Origin of the sequence: Pseudoalteromonas sp. 0303 (genome assembly GCF_013349995.1) — a bacterium.
Lineage (GTDB): Bacteria > Pseudomonadota > Gammaproteobacteria > Enterobacterales > Alteromonadaceae > Pseudoalteromonas.
Genome location: NZ_JABVXF010000001.1, coordinates 16,825 through 35,210 on the forward strand (window position 1 = coordinate 16,825; position 18,386 = coordinate 35,210).

Annotated in this window: 15 protein-coding genes; 9 read left to right on the top strand and 6 right to left on the bottom strand. The window is 41.1% G+C overall.

Annotation, left to right across the window (positions count from 1 at the left end; translation table 11 throughout):
* Positions 1-6 precede the first annotated feature (6 nt).
* Both HUS62_RS00080 and HUS62_RS00085 read left to right on the top strand, forming a co-directional pair.
* The gene (locus HUS62_RS00080; protein WP_175078141.1) at positions 7-969 is read left to right on the top strand and encodes a zinc-binding dehydrogenase; all 963 of its coding nucleotides are present in this window, start codon (positions 7-9) and stop codon (positions 967-969) included.
* Positions 970-1,022: 53 nt separating this feature from the next.
* Entirely contained in the window at positions 1,023-1,283 is a 261-nt protein-coding gene (locus HUS62_RS00085) for a DUF2999 family protein (RefSeq protein ID WP_054561248.1), read from the top strand.
* A 56-nt stretch (positions 1,284-1,339) separates the two neighbouring features.
* Here HUS62_RS00085 and HUS62_RS00090 read toward each other — a convergent pair whose 3' ends face one another.
* Both HUS62_RS00090 and HUS62_RS00095 read right to left on the bottom strand, forming a co-directional pair.
* A complete protein-coding gene (locus tag HUS62_RS00090; RefSeq protein ID WP_054552938.1) occupies positions 1,340-1,546 on the bottom strand; it encodes a helix-turn-helix transcriptional regulator in 207 nt (68 codons plus the stop codon).
* Positions 1,547-2,005 (bottom strand): hypothetical protein, encoded by a 459-nt coding sequence (locus tag HUS62_RS00095; protein ID WP_175078142.1) that lies wholly within the window; start codon positions 2,003-2,005, stop codon positions 1,547-1,549.
* 186 nt (positions 2,006-2,191) lie between these two features.
* Here HUS62_RS00095 and lepB point away from each other — a divergent pair, with 186 nt between their 5' ends.
* Entirely contained in the window at positions 2,192-2,851 is a 660-nt protein-coding gene (gene lepB, locus HUS62_RS00100) for a signal peptidase I (protein WP_175078143.1), read from the top strand.
* An 83-nt stretch (positions 2,852-2,934) separates the two neighbouring features.
* Entirely contained in the window at positions 2,935-3,750 is an 816-nt protein-coding gene (locus HUS62_RS00105) for a hypothetical protein (protein WP_175078144.1), read from the top strand.
* Positions 3,751-3,842: 92 nt separating this feature from the next.
* On the opposite strand, the gene metG is transcribed toward HUS62_RS00105, so the two are convergent.
* Positions 3,843-5,867, bottom strand: a complete 2,025-nt coding sequence (gene metG / locus HUS62_RS00110; RefSeq protein WP_175078145.1) for a methionine--tRNA ligase — start codon at positions 5,865-5,867, stop codon at positions 3,843-3,845.
* Between the two features lie 178 nt (positions 5,868-6,045).
* Here metG and apbC point away from each other — a divergent pair, with 178 nt between their 5' ends.
* The 3 genes from apbC (at position 6,046) to HUS62_RS00125 (ending at position 13,124) form a co-directional block, all read left to right on the top strand.
* Positions 6,046-7,125: an iron-sulfur cluster carrier protein ApbC gene (gene apbC / locus HUS62_RS00115; protein ID WP_175078146.1), complete on the top strand. Its 1,080-nt coding sequence runs from the start codon at positions 6,046-6,048 to the stop codon at positions 7,123-7,125.
* Positions 7,126-7,442: 317 nt separating this feature from the next.
* Positions 7,443-10,094 carry a glycoside hydrolase family 16 protein gene (locus tag HUS62_RS00120; RefSeq protein WP_175078147.1) on the top strand — a complete coding sequence of 884 codons (2,652 nt, stop codon included), beginning with the start codon at positions 7,443-7,445 and terminating at the stop codon, positions 10,092-10,094.
* Positions 10,095-10,172: 78 nt separating this feature from the next.
* Complete coding sequence (locus tag HUS62_RS00125) at positions 10,173-13,124, top strand: TonB-dependent receptor (RefSeq protein ID WP_175078148.1); 2,952 nt, start codon at positions 10,173-10,175, stop codon at positions 13,122-13,124.
* Between the two features lie 94 nt (positions 13,125-13,218).
* Here the strand turns inward: HUS62_RS00125 and HUS62_RS00130 are convergent, their stop codons facing one another.
* Positions 13,219-13,545, bottom strand: a complete 327-nt coding sequence (locus HUS62_RS00130) for a hypothetical protein (protein WP_175078149.1) — start codon at positions 13,543-13,545, stop codon at positions 13,219-13,221.
* A 281-nt stretch (positions 13,546-13,826) separates the two neighbouring features.
* On the opposite strand from HUS62_RS00130, the gene dcd reads away from it, so the two are divergent.
* Together dcd and HUS62_RS00140 are read left to right on the top strand one after the other, a co-directional pair.
* Entirely contained in the window at positions 13,827-14,414 is a 588-nt protein-coding gene (gene dcd / locus HUS62_RS00135) for a dCTP deaminase (protein WP_055021131.1), read from the top strand.
* A gap of 133 nt (positions 14,415-14,547) precedes the next feature.
* The gene (locus tag HUS62_RS00140; RefSeq protein WP_175078150.1) at positions 14,548-17,043 is read left to right on the top strand and encodes an EAL domain-containing protein; all 2,496 of its coding nucleotides are present in this window, start codon (positions 14,548-14,550) and stop codon (positions 17,041-17,043) included.
* Here the strand turns inward: HUS62_RS00140 and HUS62_RS00145 are convergent.
* Positions 17,009-17,785: a CLCA_X family protein gene (locus HUS62_RS00145; RefSeq protein WP_175078151.1), complete on the bottom strand. Its 777-nt coding sequence runs from the start codon at positions 17,783-17,785 to the stop codon at positions 17,009-17,011. The genes HUS62_RS00140 and HUS62_RS00145 overlap by 35 nt on opposite strands.
* Positions 17,785-18,384: a tRNA-uridine aminocarboxypropyltransferase gene (locus HUS62_RS00150; protein ID WP_175078152.1), complete on the bottom strand. Its 600-nt coding sequence runs from the start codon at positions 18,382-18,384 to the stop codon at positions 17,785-17,787. The genes HUS62_RS00145 and HUS62_RS00150 overlap by 1 nt, the downstream gene beginning before the upstream one ends.
* Between the last annotated feature and the right edge of the window lie 2 nt (positions 18,385-18,386).

Genomic DNA, 18,386 nt, shown 5'->3' on the forward strand with positions numbered 1-18,386 from the left:
GGTGATATGCGTTATATTAAGCACGAAGACTCACAGTTACACTTTGCGCAAACAGATAAACCAGCCCTAAAAGATAACGAAGTTCTTATTGCTGTTGCAGCAATCGGCGTTAATCGGGCAGATTGTTTACAGCGACAGGGCAAATATCCAGCACCCAAAGGTGACAGTGAAATATTAGGTTTAGAATGCGCCGGCACCATTGTTGAGAAAGGTAGTGCAGTATCCGGTGACTGGCTTAATAAACGCGTTTTTGCCTTGTGTGCGGGCGGTGCTTACAGCGAGTATGTTGCCGTTGATGCTGCGCAAGTGATGCCGTTACCAGATGAAATGACAATGGCAGAGGGCGCTGCTATCAGTGAAGTATACTTAACGGCTTTCTCTGCCTTATTTCAATTTGGTCAGCTCAAAGCAGGGCAGACGGCGCTTATTCATGCGGGAGCCAGTGGTGTAGGTGGGGCGACAATTCAAATGGCAAAACGCGCGGGTGCCCAAGTGGTGATCACTGCAGGCAGCGATGAAAAGTGCGAACATGCCAAGCAGCTTGGCGCAGACCACACCATTAATTATAAAACCGCTGATTTTGTAGAATACTTCAAAGCCAATAATTTACAGGCTAACACCATTGTTGATCCTGTCTCAGGAAGCTATTTAAATAAAAATGCTGCCGTTGCAGCAATGGATTGCCAAATTGTGATGTTAGCCTTTTTAGATGCGCGCTTTGCTGAGGTTGACTTTGCAAGGCTGCTTAGCAAACGTATTTCCTTTCATGCATCAACCTTGCGTAACCGTTCAATTGAGTTTAAACGTGATTTAAAAGAGCAGTTTATTTCGCGCTTTTATGATGACTTGGCCAACGGGCTGTTCGATTGCAATATCTATAAAACCTTAAATTGGCAAGAAGCGAATGAGGCTCACCGTATTTTAGATAACAACGAAAACTCGGGAAAAGTGGTGATGTTAGTTGAATAACATCAATTTGCCCATATTATTGGTTTTATTAGTAGTTAAAAGTAAAGGTTAATATGAACCCTATTATTGCAATGCTCAAAGAGCACAATGTAAGTGACGAAAAAGTGCGTGAGCTGTTCCAAGCGTTTATGGAAAACCCAATGATGGCAATGGGTCTGGTCCAACAGTTAGGTATCCCACCAGAAAAGCTTCAACAATTGATGGCATTAGTGATGACGCAGCCACACCTTATTAAAGAAGCGGCTGAATCAGTGGGTATCAGTGATGATGAAGTTGAGCAAGCCAAAGCGCAGTTCAAAAATCAGCAGTCATAAAATTAAATGATACGAATTTAAAAAAGGTTAGCTCTTTGGCTAACCTTTTTTGTTAATTACTGATACGAAAACACGTCGTCTAGTTTCTTATCAAACAGTTGAGCAATCTTAAAAGCCACCTCGAGCGAGGGTGAATATTTACCTTTTTCAATTGCTACTATAGTTTGCCTTGAAACGCCAACTGCCTCTGCCAATGCTTGCTGAGTCATTTCGTTGTGATGAAATCGAAGTTCCCGAATAGTATTACTGAGCTGTTTTGTCATCTAGCTGTCTCTTCGATATAAATATGCTTTGCTGGCAATAGTAATAATTTCACTGACTAAAAAACCAATAATAAGAAAGTGCATAATATTATATAGATCAGAGACCTCAGGTAACAGCATGCGTCCAGATACACGTTCAATTTGCGTCGCTAAAAATACACACATTAAGATAATTGCAGAGCAGAACCAGTGACCAAGTTTGGTGCTTTTTAGCTCAATGAGCTTATCACGCTCATCATCCCCTAAGTCTGCTTCTTTATGTTTAATACTAGCAAGCACAGATTGCATAATGATCTCTAAGATCACCGCAATCACGACAACCTTATACAAATAAGACACCATGGTCTCTTGGCTAAGATCACCCGCAGCTTGTAGTGAATTAATGCCTAACAGGTAATAGCTTAAAAGGCCTATGGTTACCACCAAGGTGCTCCAAATTGTCATTTCTTTGTAGCTCATTTTCTTCCACCCTATGTAAAAAATATTTGACTTGGTGTTAAGTAAACTACTCATTGGGTGTGGTGTCAAATATTTTTAACATCATGTATGGTATTTTTATCATTGACGTATTTCGTTACATTTAGTTAAGAACTAATTTGTACCGCACAGGCTCTTATGAAAACAAACAACAAATAAGGAACGAATATGAACTGGCTTTTGAAGGTATGGAAAAATAACCGCTCTTTGATTTTATTCATCTGTTTGATGAGTGTGTTTAGAAGTGCAGTGGCTGATTGGTATGAAGTGCCAACAGGCTCAATGAATCCGACCATCGTTGAAGGGGACCGAATTTTAACGGATAAAATGGCTTATGATCTGCGTGTGCCATTTAGTCATATTTCGCTAATGCGTACTGATGAGCCAAAAGCCGGTGATATCATTGTATTTGATTCTAAGGCTGCAAATAATCGCTTAATAAAGCGTGTTATTGGCGTGCCGGGCGATACAGTGACTTTAGTCGATAACAAATTAATCATTAACGGTAAAGCACTTGATTACGCATTAACTGATGATAAGCAAGAGCAGCAGATACTCATTGAAAACCTTGCAGGTGTTCAGCACGCTATTCAGGTATCAAAAACGCCCTCGGTGATGCAGCATTTTGCCCCTGTCGTTATTCCCAAAGATATGTATCTAGCGATGGGCGATAACCGTGATAATAGTGCAGACTCGCGAGTGATTGGTTTAGTGCCTCGCAGTGAGTTATTAGGCAAAGCTAAAAGAGTCATAGTGTCACTTGATTATGATGATTATTACTTACCTCGAAAAGAACGGGTTTTACATAATTTGTACTTAGCACCCTAGATAAAAATCGTACAAAAATTGGCAATTTAGAGTTTTATGTTTCAATATTAACGACATAAAAATAATAAGCCAAAAGGTAAAGTATGATAAATGATAAGTTTGCGAGATTAATTCGATGTTATTTTTTACTCGTCTTTTCGATTAGCCTAGTTGCATGTGGTTCGAGCTCAAAAAACGAATCTACAAAAGTTGATGACACTAACAGCTCAACACCGGATACAGGTGTTGAGCTTGTCGATAACAGTGGCAGTGCTGACTATCATATTATTATTTATGGCAATAGCCATAGTGCTAGATTAGGGGATTTGCTTGAACAGCTTATTTCCAGTGAGTTAACCAACGCTCAAGTTTCAACTCTTACCGTCAGTGGTCGTTTTTTAGATGAAATAGTGAACACTTCGGGCAATATTGAAAAGCTACAGCAAGCCAATTGGAGCCATGCTATTTTTCAAGGTCAAAAGTATTCTCAGTCTGGCTCTGTGAATTATTCTACAAGTGAGGCTGAGCGATTAATTGCCAGTGCAAAAGAGCTGGAAATTACACCTATTTTGTTTCCAGAGCATCCACAGCAAGGTGACAGCAAAGAAGGGGAGCTTGTCTATCAATTGCATTTGTCGATTAGCGAAAAAGAGGTAAGCTGTGTAGCACCAATCGGCTTAGTTTGGGACAAAGCAATCGCCGCATTACCGGAGCTTAATTTTTACAGTGCAGATGGAAATCATGCTTCAGATGCAGGGCACTTACTGACCGCGATGACTTTTTATGAAGTTATAACAGGTGAGCTTGCAGATACCCTAGCTTACAATGCTGCTTTTGCGATTACCGAACAACAACACCAGCAGTTTGGGCAAATAATTACTCAAGTACTGACTGAATATCCTGCATGCCCCAGCTCTTAAGCTAACAACATTAATCTAAAGCATTCATTAAATACAAAAAACCGTTGTGTCTGAAACACAACGGTTTTTTATATTAACTAGAAATTGTGTAATTACATTACACGCATGCCAGGCTCTGAGCCTTCATCTGGATTAAGAATATAAATTTCTTTACCGCCAGGGCCTGCAGCTAATACCATGCCTTCAGACATACCGAAACGCATCTTACGAGGCTTAAGGTTCGCTACCATTACCGTTAGCTTGCCTTCAATGTCTTCTGGTGCATACGCAGATTTAATGCCTGCGAATACTTGGCGCGTTTCGCCACCTAAATCTAAAGTTAGTTTTAATAACTTATCTGCGCCTTCAACGTGTTCTGCTTTAGCAATTTTTGCTACACGTAAATCAACTTTCGCAAAATCATCAAATTCGATTTCTGGGCTGATTGGCTCTTTTGCTAGTGGGCTGTTTGGATCAATCTTGTCTTTTTCAGCAACTAGGCTTTCTTTTGATTCTTCAATCATTTTATTTACTTTATCCATTTCAACACGCTGCATTAGCGGTTTGAACTTATTAATTGCGTGACCAACAAGCGCAGTTTGCGCGCCTTGCCATGTTAAATCATCGTTTAAGAAGGCTTCAACGTTTGCAGCCATACCTGGAAGAACAGGTTTTAAGTAAGTGATAAGTACACGGAACATATTTAAGCCAAGTGAACATACATCGTGTGTTTCTTGTTGTTTTGTTTCGTCTTTAATTAACACCCATGGTGCCTTAGCGTCGATGAATTGGTTTGCTTTATCAGCAAGGGCCATGATTTCACGAATTGCACGGCTGTAATCACGGTTTTCATAGTGGTTTGCGATGCTTGCAGCAGCTGCTTGGAACTCACCTAATAGCGCTTCGTCCATTACGGTGTCGCTAAGCTTACCGTCAAACTTCTTGGTGATGAAACTTGCACAACGGCTTGCGATATTAACTACTTTACCTACTAAGTCTGAGTTTACACGTAGTGCAAAGTCTTCAAGGTTTAAATCAAGGTCAGTGATGCCGTTGTTTAATTTTGCCGCGTAGTAATAACGAAGATATTCAGGATCTAGGTTATCAAGGTAAGTACGCGCCTTAACAAAGGTGCCTTTTGATTTAGACATCTTCGCGCCATTCACAGTCACAAAACCATGGGCAAAAACGTTTGTTGGCTTTCTGAATTTTGCACCATCTAACATTGCAGGCCAGAATAGACTGTGGAAATAGATGATGTCTTTACCAATGAAGTGGTAAAGCTCTGCATCTGAGTCTTCGCTCCAGAATGCATCAAAATCAATCCCTTTTTTATCACACAGGTTTTTAAAGCTCGCCATGTAGCCAATAGGTGCGTCTAACCACACGTAGAAGTATTTACCCGGTGCACCTGGGATTTCAAAACCAAAGTAAGGTGCGTCACGGCTGATATCCCACTGCTGTAGGCCATCTGCAAACCATTCATCAAGCTTGTTCGCCATTTCTTGTTGAATCGTACCTGAGTGTAACCACTCTTTAAGCATGTCTTCAAAAGCAGGTAGGTCGAAGAAGTAATGCTCCGAATCTTTTAAGATTGGCTCAGCACCTGACATAACAGAGCGTGGGTTGATAAGCTCAGTTGGGCTGTAAGTTGCACCACAAGAATCACAGCTGTCACCGTTTTGATCTTCAGACTTACACGTTGGGCAAGTACCTGTTACAAAGCGATCTGGTAAGAAGATACCTTTCTCTGGGTCGAAAAGTTGAGAAATAGTGTGCTTTTTAATGTGACCCGCTTCATTTAAACGGTTGTAGATTAGCTCGCTGAAATGGCGGTTCTCTACACTGTGCGTGCTGTGATAGTTATCAAACTCAATATTGAAATCAGCAAAGTCACGTTGACGTTCAACACTCACGTTTTTAACCATCTCTTCTGGCGTGATCCCTTGCTTTTGCGCATTAAGCATAATTGGTGTGCCGTGAGCATCATCCGCGCAAACGTAGTAGGTTTCATGACCTTGTTGTTTTTGGAAACGCGCCCAAATATCAGTTTGGATATATTCTAGTAAATGACCTAAGTGAGTCGGGCCATTGGCATAAGGTAATGCGCTAGTAATCAGGATCTTTCGCTGTGCCATAATCATTCCGAATTGAGATTAGTTCGATGCAAACATGCTCGAATATCATTATTTAATTCATTGTGAGTTGCTTATATACAACCTAAAGCAATGATATTATCTAATTGTCTGGTTTTAATGCCATGAATGTTACATAATTCCGCAGCACTTTTCATCAAAGAAACGCTAATTTATTGCTATGTTTGGACTGTCAAAACTATTCTCAAGTAAATCGGCTGAAAAAGCACCTATCATTGCTGCCTTAGCCGCCTACCGTAGTAGCGCATTTGCCATTGGCATTGAGCAAGACTGGCTCGAAGAGCTTAATCAAAACAGCGATAAAAGCTGGCAGGTAAAACTTAGCCTACCTTTCGCTGGCTGTGGCGAAATCAACGAGATTGAAAAATTTGTCGCTGATAAACTATCAGTGCCTGTGTCAATTAGCGCTAAAGTGAAATTACCTAGCACATATAGTTTTAAGCAAATTAAACATATTGTGCTCGTTGCATCAGGCAAAGGTGGTGTTGGAAAGTCAACCACCGCGGTGAATCTTGCCTCAGCTTTAGAGCAAGAGGGTGCCCAAGTGGGTATTCTTGATGCCGATATTTATGGTCCGTCTATTCCATTGCTTTTAGGTTTGCAAGGGGCAGAGCCGAAAACAGCCGATAATAAAAACTTACTTCCTTTTGAAGCGCATAACCTCAAAGCGCAATCGATCGGCTTTTTAGTACCTAGCGATGATGCAACCGTTTGGCGCGGGCCAATGGCATCAGGTGCACTTAATCAATTAATGAACGAAACCGCTTGGGGAGAGCTTGATTATCTTATCGTAGATATGCCTCCAGGCACCGGTGACATTCAATTAACCATGAGCCAAAAAGTACCAGCAAGTGGTGCGGTGATCATTACCACGCCTCAAGATTTGGCCTTAGCCGATGCACAAAAGGGTATTGCTATGTTCAATAAAGTGAACGTGCCTGTGCTTGGTTTAATTGAAAACATGAGTTATTTCTTGTGTGGACATTGTGGTGAGCCCAATCATGTATTTGGTAAAGATGGCGCTGTGACATTAGCGCATCGTCATGGCGTGCCGGTGCTTGCTAATATTCCGCTGGCTATTGAAATTCGCGAAAGCTCAGAGCAGGGCAATTTAATAGCCAAAGACAACGCGGCTAAAACAAGTGAAACCTATAAAACCGCTGCCCGTGTGCTTGCTAGTAGCTTGTATTATCAACAGGCGCAGTCAAGTTCTATTGAAATCATCATTACCGAAGACTGATAGTAGCAAATATTTTTACAGCGAGACTTTTTAATTAATAAAGTTGTTATTAGTGATTTGTCTTGCTATTGGGGTATATCCTTACTTTTTTGTTCATGACTTGCCTTGTTAATCACCTAGACTAAAAACAAATTCGCAGTAAATGTTAATATTTTATTGACGTTTTAGTAACCGTGTCATACCCTAATGAAAGCGCTTACATTGAAAGGGCTTTTTATTTGACCTTCAATGTAAGCGCTTACAATTGACTGATTAAAACTATACTCTATATATATCAGTTGAGTACTAACAAACACATAATGTTAGGGTTCAATGCAATGAACAAATTCAAAACACACTTAACACAACTAGCAATGGCGCTTTCTGTAGCGACTTTAGCTGGCTGCGGTGGCTCTGCCACAGATACAAAAATAGATACTGTTGATCCAACTGAACCAGTTTCAGATTGGGTGATGGTTTGGGAAGATAACTTTGACGGCGATGCCATTGATGACAACAAATGGAATTTCGAAATAGACTGTGCGGGTGGCGGTAATAACGAAAAACAATGTTATACCGACAGTGAAGAAAACGCTTTTGTTGCAGACGGTATTCTAAATATTGTTGCATTACCTGCAGAAGAGGGTGCAGCAAAACCTTATACGTCTGCACGTATCAATACTCGCTATAAAGCTGATTTTAAATATGGTCGCTTTGAAGTACGTGCAAAGCTACCTAGTGGGCAAGGTTCTTGGCCTGCGTTCTGGATGATGCCAACCGATGAAGTTTACGGTGGCTGGCCTCGCTCTGGTGAAATTGACATTGTTGAGTCGGTTAACTTAAAAGTTCCAACCGAAGATGGTGTCGAGTCAAATATTTACGGCACGCTTCACTATGGTAAAGAGTGGCCAAATAATGATAGCAGTGGTAAGGCTTATGCATTTGACCAAGGGTCAAACCCTGCTGATGACTTTCATACTTATGCTATTGAGTGGCAAGAGGGTGAAATTCGCTGGTATGTTGATGACTACTTATACGCGACACAGCGCAAGTCAGAGCTACTTTACAATGCAAATGGTGAAGCGCTGGCTCTAAAACATAAAGGTTGGTACACAGAGTACTTTGACCAAACAACTGGTGAGTTAAAAACGTTTTGGGATGAATCTCCTTATGACCAAGAGTTTTATTTAATTCTTAACTTCGCAGTTGGCGGTGATTGGCCTGAAAACGTTAATGCAACCGGTATTGATGCAAGTGCATTCGAAAATGGTCAAACTTTTGAAGTTGACTATGTACGTGTTTATGAATGTGCTCAAGATCCAGACACAGGTAAAGGCTGTGAAACAGTTCGCCCAGGTTACGACAATTTAGAAGATGCACTTGTGCAAGGTGCAGCCCCGGCGCCAACACCACCAAGTGATGGCACAGTCACACCACTTACTATCTTTGATAGCAGCTTTAACCCTAACTGGCCTGCGTGGGACTGTTGTGGTGGCACAACGCCAGGGTTAGTTGAAGATGCAGACCGTGGTAATGTAGTTGAATTTAGTGTGGGTGCAGAGCCTACAGTAAATGGCTTTATTAGCCGTGATGCCTTTATTATCGATGAAAATGGTGAAGCCTCTCCTTATGATGCAAGTGCAATGTTAGAAGATGGCTATGTAACTTTTGATATGCAAGTAACGTCTTTACCATCAACGCCAGATGCACCTTGGTTATTTAAAATCGAAAGTGATGAAGGCGCTACAGCCGTTGAGCTCAACTTAAGTGATAGCACTGAAGGTGTTAGCCCAGTTGCTGGTGAATGGCAAACATATACGTTCCCACTGCAAACATTAGCTGACGCAGGTTTAAATGTATCGCTAATTGATGTAATCATGATTTTCCCTGCATGGGGTCAAGGTGAGGGTGCTGTTTACCGTGTTGATAATGTTGAAATTACCAATGGCGGCACAACAACATTACCTTCATTAACTTTATTCACTGATGAAACTAATCTTGATTGGCCGCTATGGGACTGTTGTGGTGGTTCAACACCTGTTGAAGTAGTCGACGACGAAGAACATGGTGTAACTGCTGAGTTCTCTATTGGTGCAACTCCTACGGTAATGGGCTTTATTAACCGTACTTCATCAGGTGGTAGTGGTACGCAGTTTGATGCATCAGCATTGGTTGATGACGGCATGCTGCAGTTTGAGATGAAGATCACCTCTTTATCATCAACACCAGATGCGCCTTGGCTATTAAAAGTTGAGTCGAATGAAGGTGCAACAGCAGTAGAAGTTAACCTTAACACAAGCTCAGAAGGTGTTGACCCTGTTGCTGGTGAATGGCAAACATACACGTTCCCAATCAGTACTTTATTAAACGCAGGTTTAGATGTAAGTGCTATTGATGTAATCATGATTTTCCCTGCTTGGGGTCAAGGTGAAGGTGCAGTTTACCGTGTCGACAATGCTCGCATTTATGTACCAGAGCAAGAATCGGCAGCATCAGAGCTGACGCTGTTTGCCGAAAACGTGGCAGATCAGTGGAGCATTTGGGATTGTTGTGCTGGTAGCACGCCAACAGTCGAAACTGACGATGAAACTCATGGCTCTGTGGCAGAATTTCAAATTGGTTCTACCGCTACGGTAATGGGCTTTTTAGCTGATGATGGCGTGAGCTTTGATGCATCGCACTTATTATCTGAAGGTGTGGTTCGTTTTGAAATGAAGATTGTTTCAAACGCCAGCAACCAAGATGCTCAGTGGTTATTCAAAATTGAATCAAACGATGCAGGTCAAGCTGTGGAGCTTGCGTTAAGTGCAAGCCAAGAAGGTGTCGAGCCTGTGGTTGGTGAGTGGCAAACCTATACTTATACACTTGCCGATTTACTAAGTGCAGGTCTTGATATTAGTGCAATCGACGTTGTTATGGTGTTCCCGTCATGGGGGATGGGTGAAGGTGCGGTTTACCGTATTGATAATGCAGTTATTGCAAACCCGTAATTAACATTGGCAACAAGTGATGGGTGCTGATTACAGCACCCAGTATCCATGACAACATATTGCAAAAGCAGGTATATCATGAAAAGCACAAAATTTATTAAAACACCTCTTGCAGCGTCAGTTGCGATGATTTTAACCGCAGGGCTAGGCACTATGTCTGCTTATGCACAGGATGAGCAAGAGAAAGCTGATAACGATATTGAAGTTATCGAAATTAAAGGTATTCGTGGCAGTATGATCCGCGCCATGGATATGAAACGTGATGCAACAGGTGTTGTTGATGCGATTTCAGCAGAAGAGATGGGTAAGTTCCCAGATACTAACTTGGCTGAATCATTACAGCGTATTACCGGTGTATCAGTGAGCCGTTCAAACGGCGAAGGTAGCGAAATTACGGTACGTGGTTTTGGCCCTGAGTTTAACCTAGTAATGTTGAATGGCCGTCAAATGCCAGGCACAGGTTATACGCGTTCATACGCCCTTGAGAATATTGCCGCTGATGGTGTAAGTGCACTTGAAGTAGCAAAATCAGGTCAAGCTGATGTTCCAAGTGGTGGTCTAGGCGCTACCGTAAATATTATTACAACTCGCCCATTAAATAGCCCAGGCGAAAAGTTTAGCTCGTCTATTAAAGCTATTCATGACTCGTCAAATGAAAAAGGTGATGATGTAACGCCAGAGTTTTCAGCGATGTACAGCAATACCTATGCTGATGATACATTTGGTTTTGCGGCATCATTCTCTCATCAAGAACGTGATTTTCAACAGCAAAGTGCCAATATTCAAGGTTGGCAGGCCAATGTTGACTTACCAACCCTTGATGAAGGTGACTACATTGACCCACGTGCAGTAGATAGCGAAGGCAACCGTGTCGGTAATCATTTCTTCCCGAAAGACATGAACTACAGTATTGCTGATGTTGAACGTGAGCGTACTAATGGCCAAGTAACTTTACAGTACTCACCAGTTGAAAGCTTTACTGCAACAGTTGATTACACCGCAAGTCGTGCAATTACCGGTGTTGAAACTGCAGGTTGGGGTATTTGGAATGAGTTTGGTAGTAACATCAATAGTTATGAGCTTGATGAAAATGGTACAGCGCTTTATGCCGATATCAGTGGTAATGATGGTTCATTCACGGCAAGCCGCGCCACTACAGAAGTTAAAGCACGTTCAATTGGTTTAAACCTAGAATGGCAAATCAATGACCAGTGGGAAGTTGAGTTCGATTATCATGATTCGAAAAACGAAACAGATAACGGCGCAGATGATGGCTTAGGTTCTGATGGTCAAATCATTCTTGGTTCTGACCAGTTACAGAGCAAAGTATATGACTATCGCACTGGCGAAATTCCACATGCATACGTAAATTGGAGTAATGGTACTACAGTACTAGACCCAAGTGAGATTGATTCAAACTTCAGCCAGTTTAGTTACTCGCCAGGCGAGTCTAAAGTTGAGCAAGCTCAGCTTCATGCAACCTGGTTCAATGAAAGCTTTGAAATTCCACTTGTTAAAGTGAAATTCGGTGCTGCCAATACTAAGCAAACTATGGGTGGTTTTACTGCTTGGAGTGGTCTGCGTGGTGGCCCAGGTTTTAATCCATCTTTCACCGAAATCTTCCCTGATGGCATGTTCACTTATAATGATACTGGCGACATGCTAGATCAGTTTGCTGGTGGTGGTAGTGCCCTTGAACCAAATTACTATTACACCTATAGCTTTGAAGAAGCATTAGCTCGCCAGCTTGCTTATTTAAACGAAGATTTATTAGGCGATAACCAATATTCAATTGACCCATTTTTTGATGGCATCGACAGTGAAAGCTACGTAGAAGAAAAAACGCAAAGCTTCTATGTGAATAGCTTATGGGAATTTGAATTATCTGATTACTTTGTTCAAATCAACGCAGGTCTTCGTTATGAAGAAACTGATGTGACCAGTACGGTTCGTCAACGTGTAGAAAGCCAGGTGAACTGGGTGAGTGCATCTGAGTGGATCATGCAGTACGAAACTGGCGGTACAGATAACTTTTATCAAGAAGAAGGTAATTATGATATCTGGTTACCAAATATCGACGTAAAAGTTGAAATTACAGACGAGCTTGTAGGTCGTGTTTCTTGGGGTAAAACCATGGCTCGCGCACCGCTTGGTAATTTGGCTGGTGGCCGAAGCTTAACGGGTAGCCCGAAACCAGGTTCGCGTACTGGTGGTCAAGGTAATACTAACTTGCTGCCATTTGAGTCTACAAACTTAGATTTATCGCTTGAGTACTACTACGGTGAAGGTAGCTACGCATCGGTTGGTTACTTCAAAAAAGATGTAGATAACTTTATTCAAACGCAAATCACAGAAACAACCATTGATGGTTTATACGATATCTTAAATGGTCCTCGTTACCTTGAAGCTGTGGCATCTGTAGAAGCACGTGGCGAGCAGGCAACGAGTGACGCTGTTTTCAATGAAATGCTGGCATTAGGTTATGGTAATGCGGACGGTGCCATTGAGCCAACGAGTTCCGACCCACTGATGGTATGGAATATTTCTCAGCCACAAAATACTGATAGTAAATCAGTTGATGGCTTTGAACTTGCTGTTCAACACTTATTTGGTGAAAGCGGCTTTGGTTTAGGGGTTAATGCTACGTTTGTTGATGGTGATGTTGAATTTGATGTAGCAAGTTTGACTCAACAAGCTCCTTTATCTGGATTAAGTGACTCAGCGAACTTCCAAGCTTTTTACGATAAAGACGGCTTATCAGTAAAAGTAACTTACGCATGGCGTGATTCTTACTTAATTGGTGTTGGTCAATCGCAAGGCTCATCTGATGCTCCGCCACAGTTTGGCGATACTTACGGTCAATGGGACTTAAGTGTTAACTACGACATCAACGAAAACATGACTGTTTTCTTTGAAGGTATAAACCTTAATAACGAAACTGAGCGTGGCTACGGTCGTTACGAAGAGCAGTTCTTATTTGCTCGTCAATACGGACCTCGTTACACAATTGGTGCCCGTTATAGCTTTTAATATGTGATCCCGATGGAACAAAAGCCGCTCAATGAGCGGCTTTTTTTATTCAAGCACCTAAAATTTAAAACAGTAACAAATAAAAATTAGGGCTTTAAAAAACTTTATTACGATTAAAAAAGTAGCAAGAAAAGTAGCAAAAAATAGCAATGCCAGGATTAATTAATAAATTTGGCATAAACACAATATCGGTTTCACCAAAGCAGTAGAAGTAAAAGGCAATAGTGAGTAGTGAAGGTAACGGGAAAAAGAACGTCTCGTTTGCAACTAAGCCAACTACCGACCAGCTAGTTAGCAACAACGAGCCTGTAAAAACGAGAAAGCCATGCCACATTTCTTGTTTTTTAGCGTAATGTTTGGCGATTAAAATAGCGACAACACATGCTGGCAATGTTATTACGGATAAAATAATGTAATCCATAACAACTTATCCTCATTCTCCCTGTAATCGCGTAATTAAAACAAAACCCAGTACTTTAGATAAATCAGAAATCACTGATCTTATTACCTGAGATGGCTTATCTTATTTTGTTGAGAATTATTCGCGCAACACGCTGTTGATTTGTGTAATATATGTCACACTATATCCACCCCATTTGGCTTTACTGATACACACTCGACTTTTGTTGTGTTTCAACTAGAGCTTAGCGTGTTTTTTCAGCTTAAAATCATATGTTTAAGTTGTTTTAGGTAGAATAATAAATGAGATTATCAGATACCCATATTCAGCAGTATATTGACGAAGGCCGCATTGTTATTGAGCCAACACCGAGTAAAGAAATGATTTCAGGTGTGACGGTAGACTTGCGTTTGGGCAACAAGTTTCGAGTTTTCCAAGATCATACCGCAGCCTATGTTGACTTAAGTGGTCCAAAAGATCAGCTTAACAAGGCGATGGAATCAATTATGAGTGATGAAATTGTGCTTGCTGAAGAAGAAGCATTTTTCCTTCACCCAGGTGAATTGGCACTGGCTATCACCCACGAAAAAGTAACATTACCAGCAGATATTGTTGGTTGGTTAGATGGTCGCTCATCGTTAGCACGTCTTGGTTTGATGGTTCATGTAACAGCACATCGTATTGATCCAGGCTGGTCGGGTAATATCGTGTTGGAGTTTTATAACTCAGGCAAATTGCCATTGGCTTTACGCCCAATGATGAAAATTGGTGCTATGAGCTTTGAAACCATGACAAGCCCTGCAGAAAACCCATACAACGTTCGTAAAGACGCAAAATATAAAGATCAAAATTCGGCAGTAGCGAGCCGTATTAGTGATGACAATAAATAACTCCAGTTTATGTGGCTTTCGGGCCACATAACATTTTGTTACTGAACTTTTTACCTAATAAAAGCCTGCATAATTGGCAATTTAAGCGTATCGGCCCCATACTTTTAGCTGGTGTTTAAAGCACGGAGCTAAAATGCACTTTATTGGCAAGCAAGTTAATTGGATTATCACAAAGCTGCTCATAATATTGTGTTGTGTTTTGATACACTGCACCAGTGTTTTTGCTGCTGATGATGACTTATCTGTTTGGTTGCTTGATTCAGAACAACCACTTGCCAAACTAAGCCAATCTCTTGAAGTATCGTTACAAAACGCAGAAAAACTAAGTGCGCTTGAAACAAGCTCAGTCCGCCTTACAGCTAAAACGTCCCATTGGTTAGTCATTGATTTATACCAACTACCTGACAATAAAAATTATGTTGTTTTTCTTGGCGAACCCAATTTAAGCTGGGCTAAGTTTTATCTTTTAGATGAAAACTTTCAGGCTACTAGTAATCAACGACTTGCTTCACTAGAAAGTTTATCGAATGTTCGTCCTCATTGGTTGATTGAGCATAGCCAAGGACATCGCTGGGCTTTAGTTAACTTTGTGCATGATAGGGCACTGACGATAGAAGTTGGGGTGGTGGCTGCGAAAATATTTGAAGCCAATTTACACCAAACTATTTTAGGTTATGGTGCTATTTTGGGTGTGCTAATTTTATGTATGTTCGTGTGCGCAGTATATTTCTTTGTCTCGCAGCAACCAAAGTATATGGTGTTAAGTGCCTACTTTTTGCTTGTTACGGTCGGATTTCTCATAGATAACGGTTTAATCAACTATCTAGTTGATGGCTTAGGTTGGGAAGCAAAATGGCCTGTTAATGAATTTGCACTGTGTTTTGTTAGCTACTTTTTATATCATTTTTTAGCCATTCATACATACAAACCTATTTTTAAAAAAGCATGGCAAGCAATGATTGCGTGTTTGCTAATTGCAGCTTTACTGTCATCAATTCAACCACAGTTCAATCGCCAGTGGTTATTTATCGTTTCTTGCGTTGGATTCTTGAGTTTTGCTGGCGCTCTATTTTTTAGTTTAATGGAGTGCAAAAATAGCCGAACCCACCTGCGTATTTTTATGCTTTTAACTATTGTTGTTCAAGTGCTTAGTTTAGTTATTTGGAATGGCTTTGGGGTTGGTTATCATGACATCCATAACACCATATTGCTGCTTACTTCGTTGGCGATATGTTCTGTCCTATTGTTAAAAGATCGCCAGCAAATATCAGCATTTAATTATTCGATGCTGCATGATGCAGATACTAAACTGCCAAATAAGCAATTTTTGCTCGCGCAGATTGTGAAAAAAGTCTCGAAAAAACAACACTTCTCAGTTTTATTATTTAAGGCTCATGTACTTTCAAATGCCCGTTCTACCTTTGGCTTTGAACAGGCCAATATTTGTATCAATGAAAGATTAAGTATCTTAAATACTCAGTTGCAGAGTATGAATGCACTAAAGCTCGAAATCCAAACCAGTAGAAGCGCTTGGCTTGCACATGTTGATGACAACACATTTGGTTGTCTAATAATGGGAGAGCTTGAACTAAGTCACATTGAGCAGTTTGCATGTTTGATCCATGGTGTGTTTGAAGAAGGGCTCACCCATGAAGAAATTAATTTAGTCGACAGTGTTGATATCGGCGTTGCTTATTACCCAATGCACGGTAATACCGCGAAACAAATTTTCCAATGTGCGATACAAGCAATGTCTGAAAAGCGTTTACAAGGTGAGCGTTGGCGCATGTTTGATTCAGAAACTGCACGCCTGTCTGAGCAAAGGTTATCGATTGCTGCAGCGCTTAAAATAGCGATTGATGAAGACCAACTCAGCTTGCATTTTCAGCCACAGATTTGCTTAAAAACAGGCAAAGTTGTTGGCTGTGAAGCATTGCTGCGTTGGCAGCATCCCGTATTTGGTGCAGTAAGCCCAGATATGTTTATTCCAATTGCAGAGTCAGCAGGGGTGATCAATCAGCTTACAGAGTGGGTCGTTGAAAGGGGCGTCGAATGGCAAGCGAAGTTTTGTAAACTGATACCCGATCACGTTATTTCTATAAATATTTCAGCAAAAGATTTATTAAATAAAGACTTACCCGTGCTGTTAATCACTATTTTAAATGAGCAAAAAGTAGCGGCTGAATCTGTGATGTTGGAGCTTACAGAATCAGCCACTTTAGAAGAAAGTAAAAAAATTAAAGCGACACTTGATGACTACCGTTTAATCGGCTTAAAGCTTGCAATTGATGATTTTGGTACTGGCTACTCATCGCTTGCCTATCTGAGCCAGCTAGGCTTTGATGAAGTTAAAATAGATAAACAATTTGTGTTAAACCTGCCATTTTCTGTGAACGATCAGAGTATCTGCCGGGCTACCTGTGATATCGCCACTACTTTGGGTGCACATGTTGTTGCTGAGGGGATTGAAGATGGGCAAAGCCTAGCAATGCTGCAAAGTTATGGCTGCCAATTTGGACAAGGGTATTATTTTTCAAAACCGCTTTGTGCAGATGATTACTTAACTTGGATAAGCGAGGTGCAGAAAGTTGAAATTAGCCTTGATGCAACAGCGAACCTAACTGATTAAAGTAATTCAGCAGTGCTGAAAAGCAGCGCATTGTATGCTGCTCATCTGGGTAAATTAAGCCACTTGTCGATAACCCACTCACTAAAAAGCTATTTTTTATATCAGGGTACATGGCAATGCATTTTTCAAAACAGCGAGCCGCTAGTTCTTCAGGCATACTCATATAAAGTTGCTTTACTTGCCTATCAAAAGCGATAGATTGCTTCACAAACGCATTTGGGTTTTCACCTGAGGAGTCTAAAAATACCTGATGATAAAACTCATTTAAGCGCTGATTAAGTGGATGGCTTAAATCCGGTGATTGTTCGAGCCACAGTGCTGAGCAAAATTGCATGCTCTTTCTGCCTTTGAATAAATGCTGACAAATATGATGATCAAACGCATGAAACCATTCATGGGCTAGAGCGCCTCCGCCGGCATTTTTTGCAAGCGCAAGGGTTTGGCTGTGGGCATTGTAATGAGCCTGCACACCTTTTTGCCCACCATGACCAAAGGCAAAATTAAGCTTACCCCTAAGGCCAATTGCTGTTGGGGGTAAACTCAAAATTTGCGCAAGGTCAGCTAAGGCATCGTAAATTAAATTCGCCGCTAATAGCCGCTCTTGCTTATTAACCCAATTGCCAACCACCATGGTACGAAAACCAAAGGTATCGCGAATATCGTCAAAATCAACCTGATCATCAAAGCGATAATCTGGTCCCTGACGGTGAAAACCCGCGCTAAGTCGTTTTGATACACGCATTATAAATAGCGTGCCTTAACATCATCTGGCATATGTTGGGTTTGCTTATCGACCAGTGCTGCTAATAATTTGTATAGCGGTGTTACATCAAGGCCTTCAATCAGTTTAAGGCTATGAGCCACTGCTTCTAAAGTTGATAAACTATCTGCGCGTGGTGCTTTACGAATGACGTATTTGTTTTGTGGTATTTGCTTAAAACTCACAGCCTGAAACCCCTGAAGGCTTGGAGTTAATTGCAGCATTTTGTAGGCTTTTTTCCACGTACCATCAATCACGATTAAATGAGTTAAAGACTGTTTTAAAGCATCTGTAGTGGCCGTGTGTTCATCTAAACATAATGCATTATCAGCAGGATAGAGTACCGCAGTTGTTGCTTTTGGCAATGTTGCAAGCTGTAAAAAGTCTTGTTCTGACTCACCCGCAAGGATCTGGCAATTATCTAAGCCTAAATTCAGTAAATTAGCAGTGTTCTTAGTAACTTTTTCCTCACTAGGGTGGCGTAATATAATGATTTTTAGTTTATTATTGATTATGCTTATTGAATCACATAAACAGGTTTTAACTGAAAAGCCACAATGTGAGCACAATTCTCTAGCCATAC

What these genes read in the sequence shown, in the direction of transcription:
- HUS62_RS00080 (WP_175078141.1), top strand. Translation starts at nt 7, where the DNA reads ATGCGTTATATTAAGCACGAAGACTCACAGTTACACTTTGCGCAAACA.
- HUS62_RS00085 (WP_054561248.1), top strand. Translation starts at nt 1,023, where the DNA reads ATGAACCCTATTATTGCAATGCTCAAAGAGCACAATGTAAGTGACGAA.
- HUS62_RS00090 (WP_054552938.1), bottom strand. Translation starts at nt 1,546, where the DNA reads ATGACAAAACAGCTCAGTAATACTATTCGGGAACTTCGATTTCATCAC.
- HUS62_RS00095 (WP_175078142.1), bottom strand. Translation starts at nt 2,005, where the DNA reads ATGAGCTACAAAGAAATGACAATTTGGAGCACCTTGGTGGTAACCATA.
- lepB (WP_175078143.1), top strand. Translation starts at nt 2,192, where the DNA reads ATGAACTGGCTTTTGAAGGTATGGAAAAATAACCGCTCTTTGATTTTA.
- HUS62_RS00105 (WP_175078144.1), top strand. Translation starts at nt 2,935, where the DNA reads ATGATAAATGATAAGTTTGCGAGATTAATTCGATGTTATTTTTTACTC.
- metG (WP_175078145.1), bottom strand. Translation starts at nt 5,867, where the DNA reads ATGGCACAGCGAAAGATCCTGATTACTAGCGCATTACCTTATGCCAAT.
- apbC (WP_175078146.1), top strand. Translation starts at nt 6,046, where the DNA reads ATGTTTGGACTGTCAAAACTATTCTCAAGTAAATCGGCTGAAAAAGCA.
- HUS62_RS00120 (WP_175078147.1), top strand. Translation starts at nt 7,443, where the DNA reads ATGAACAAATTCAAAACACACTTAACACAACTAGCAATGGCGCTTTCT.
- HUS62_RS00125 (WP_175078148.1), top strand. Translation starts at nt 10,173, where the DNA reads ATGAAAAGCACAAAATTTATTAAAACACCTCTTGCAGCGTCAGTTGCG.
- HUS62_RS00130 (WP_175078149.1), bottom strand. Translation starts at nt 13,545, where the DNA reads ATGGATTACATTATTTTATCCGTAATAACATTGCCAGCATGTGTTGTC.
- dcd (WP_055021131.1), top strand. Translation starts at nt 13,827, where the DNA reads ATGAGATTATCAGATACCCATATTCAGCAGTATATTGACGAAGGCCGC.
- HUS62_RS00140 (WP_175078150.1), top strand. Translation starts at nt 14,548, where the DNA reads ATGCACTTTATTGGCAAGCAAGTTAATTGGATTATCACAAAGCTGCTC.
- HUS62_RS00145 (WP_175078151.1), bottom strand. Translation starts at nt 17,785, where the DNA reads ATGCGTGTATCAAAACGACTTAGCGCGGGTTTTCACCGTCAGGGACCA.
- HUS62_RS00150 (WP_175078152.1), bottom strand. Translation starts at nt 18,384, where the DNA reads ATGGCTAGAGAATTGTGCTCACATTGTGGCTTTTCAGTTAAAACCTGT.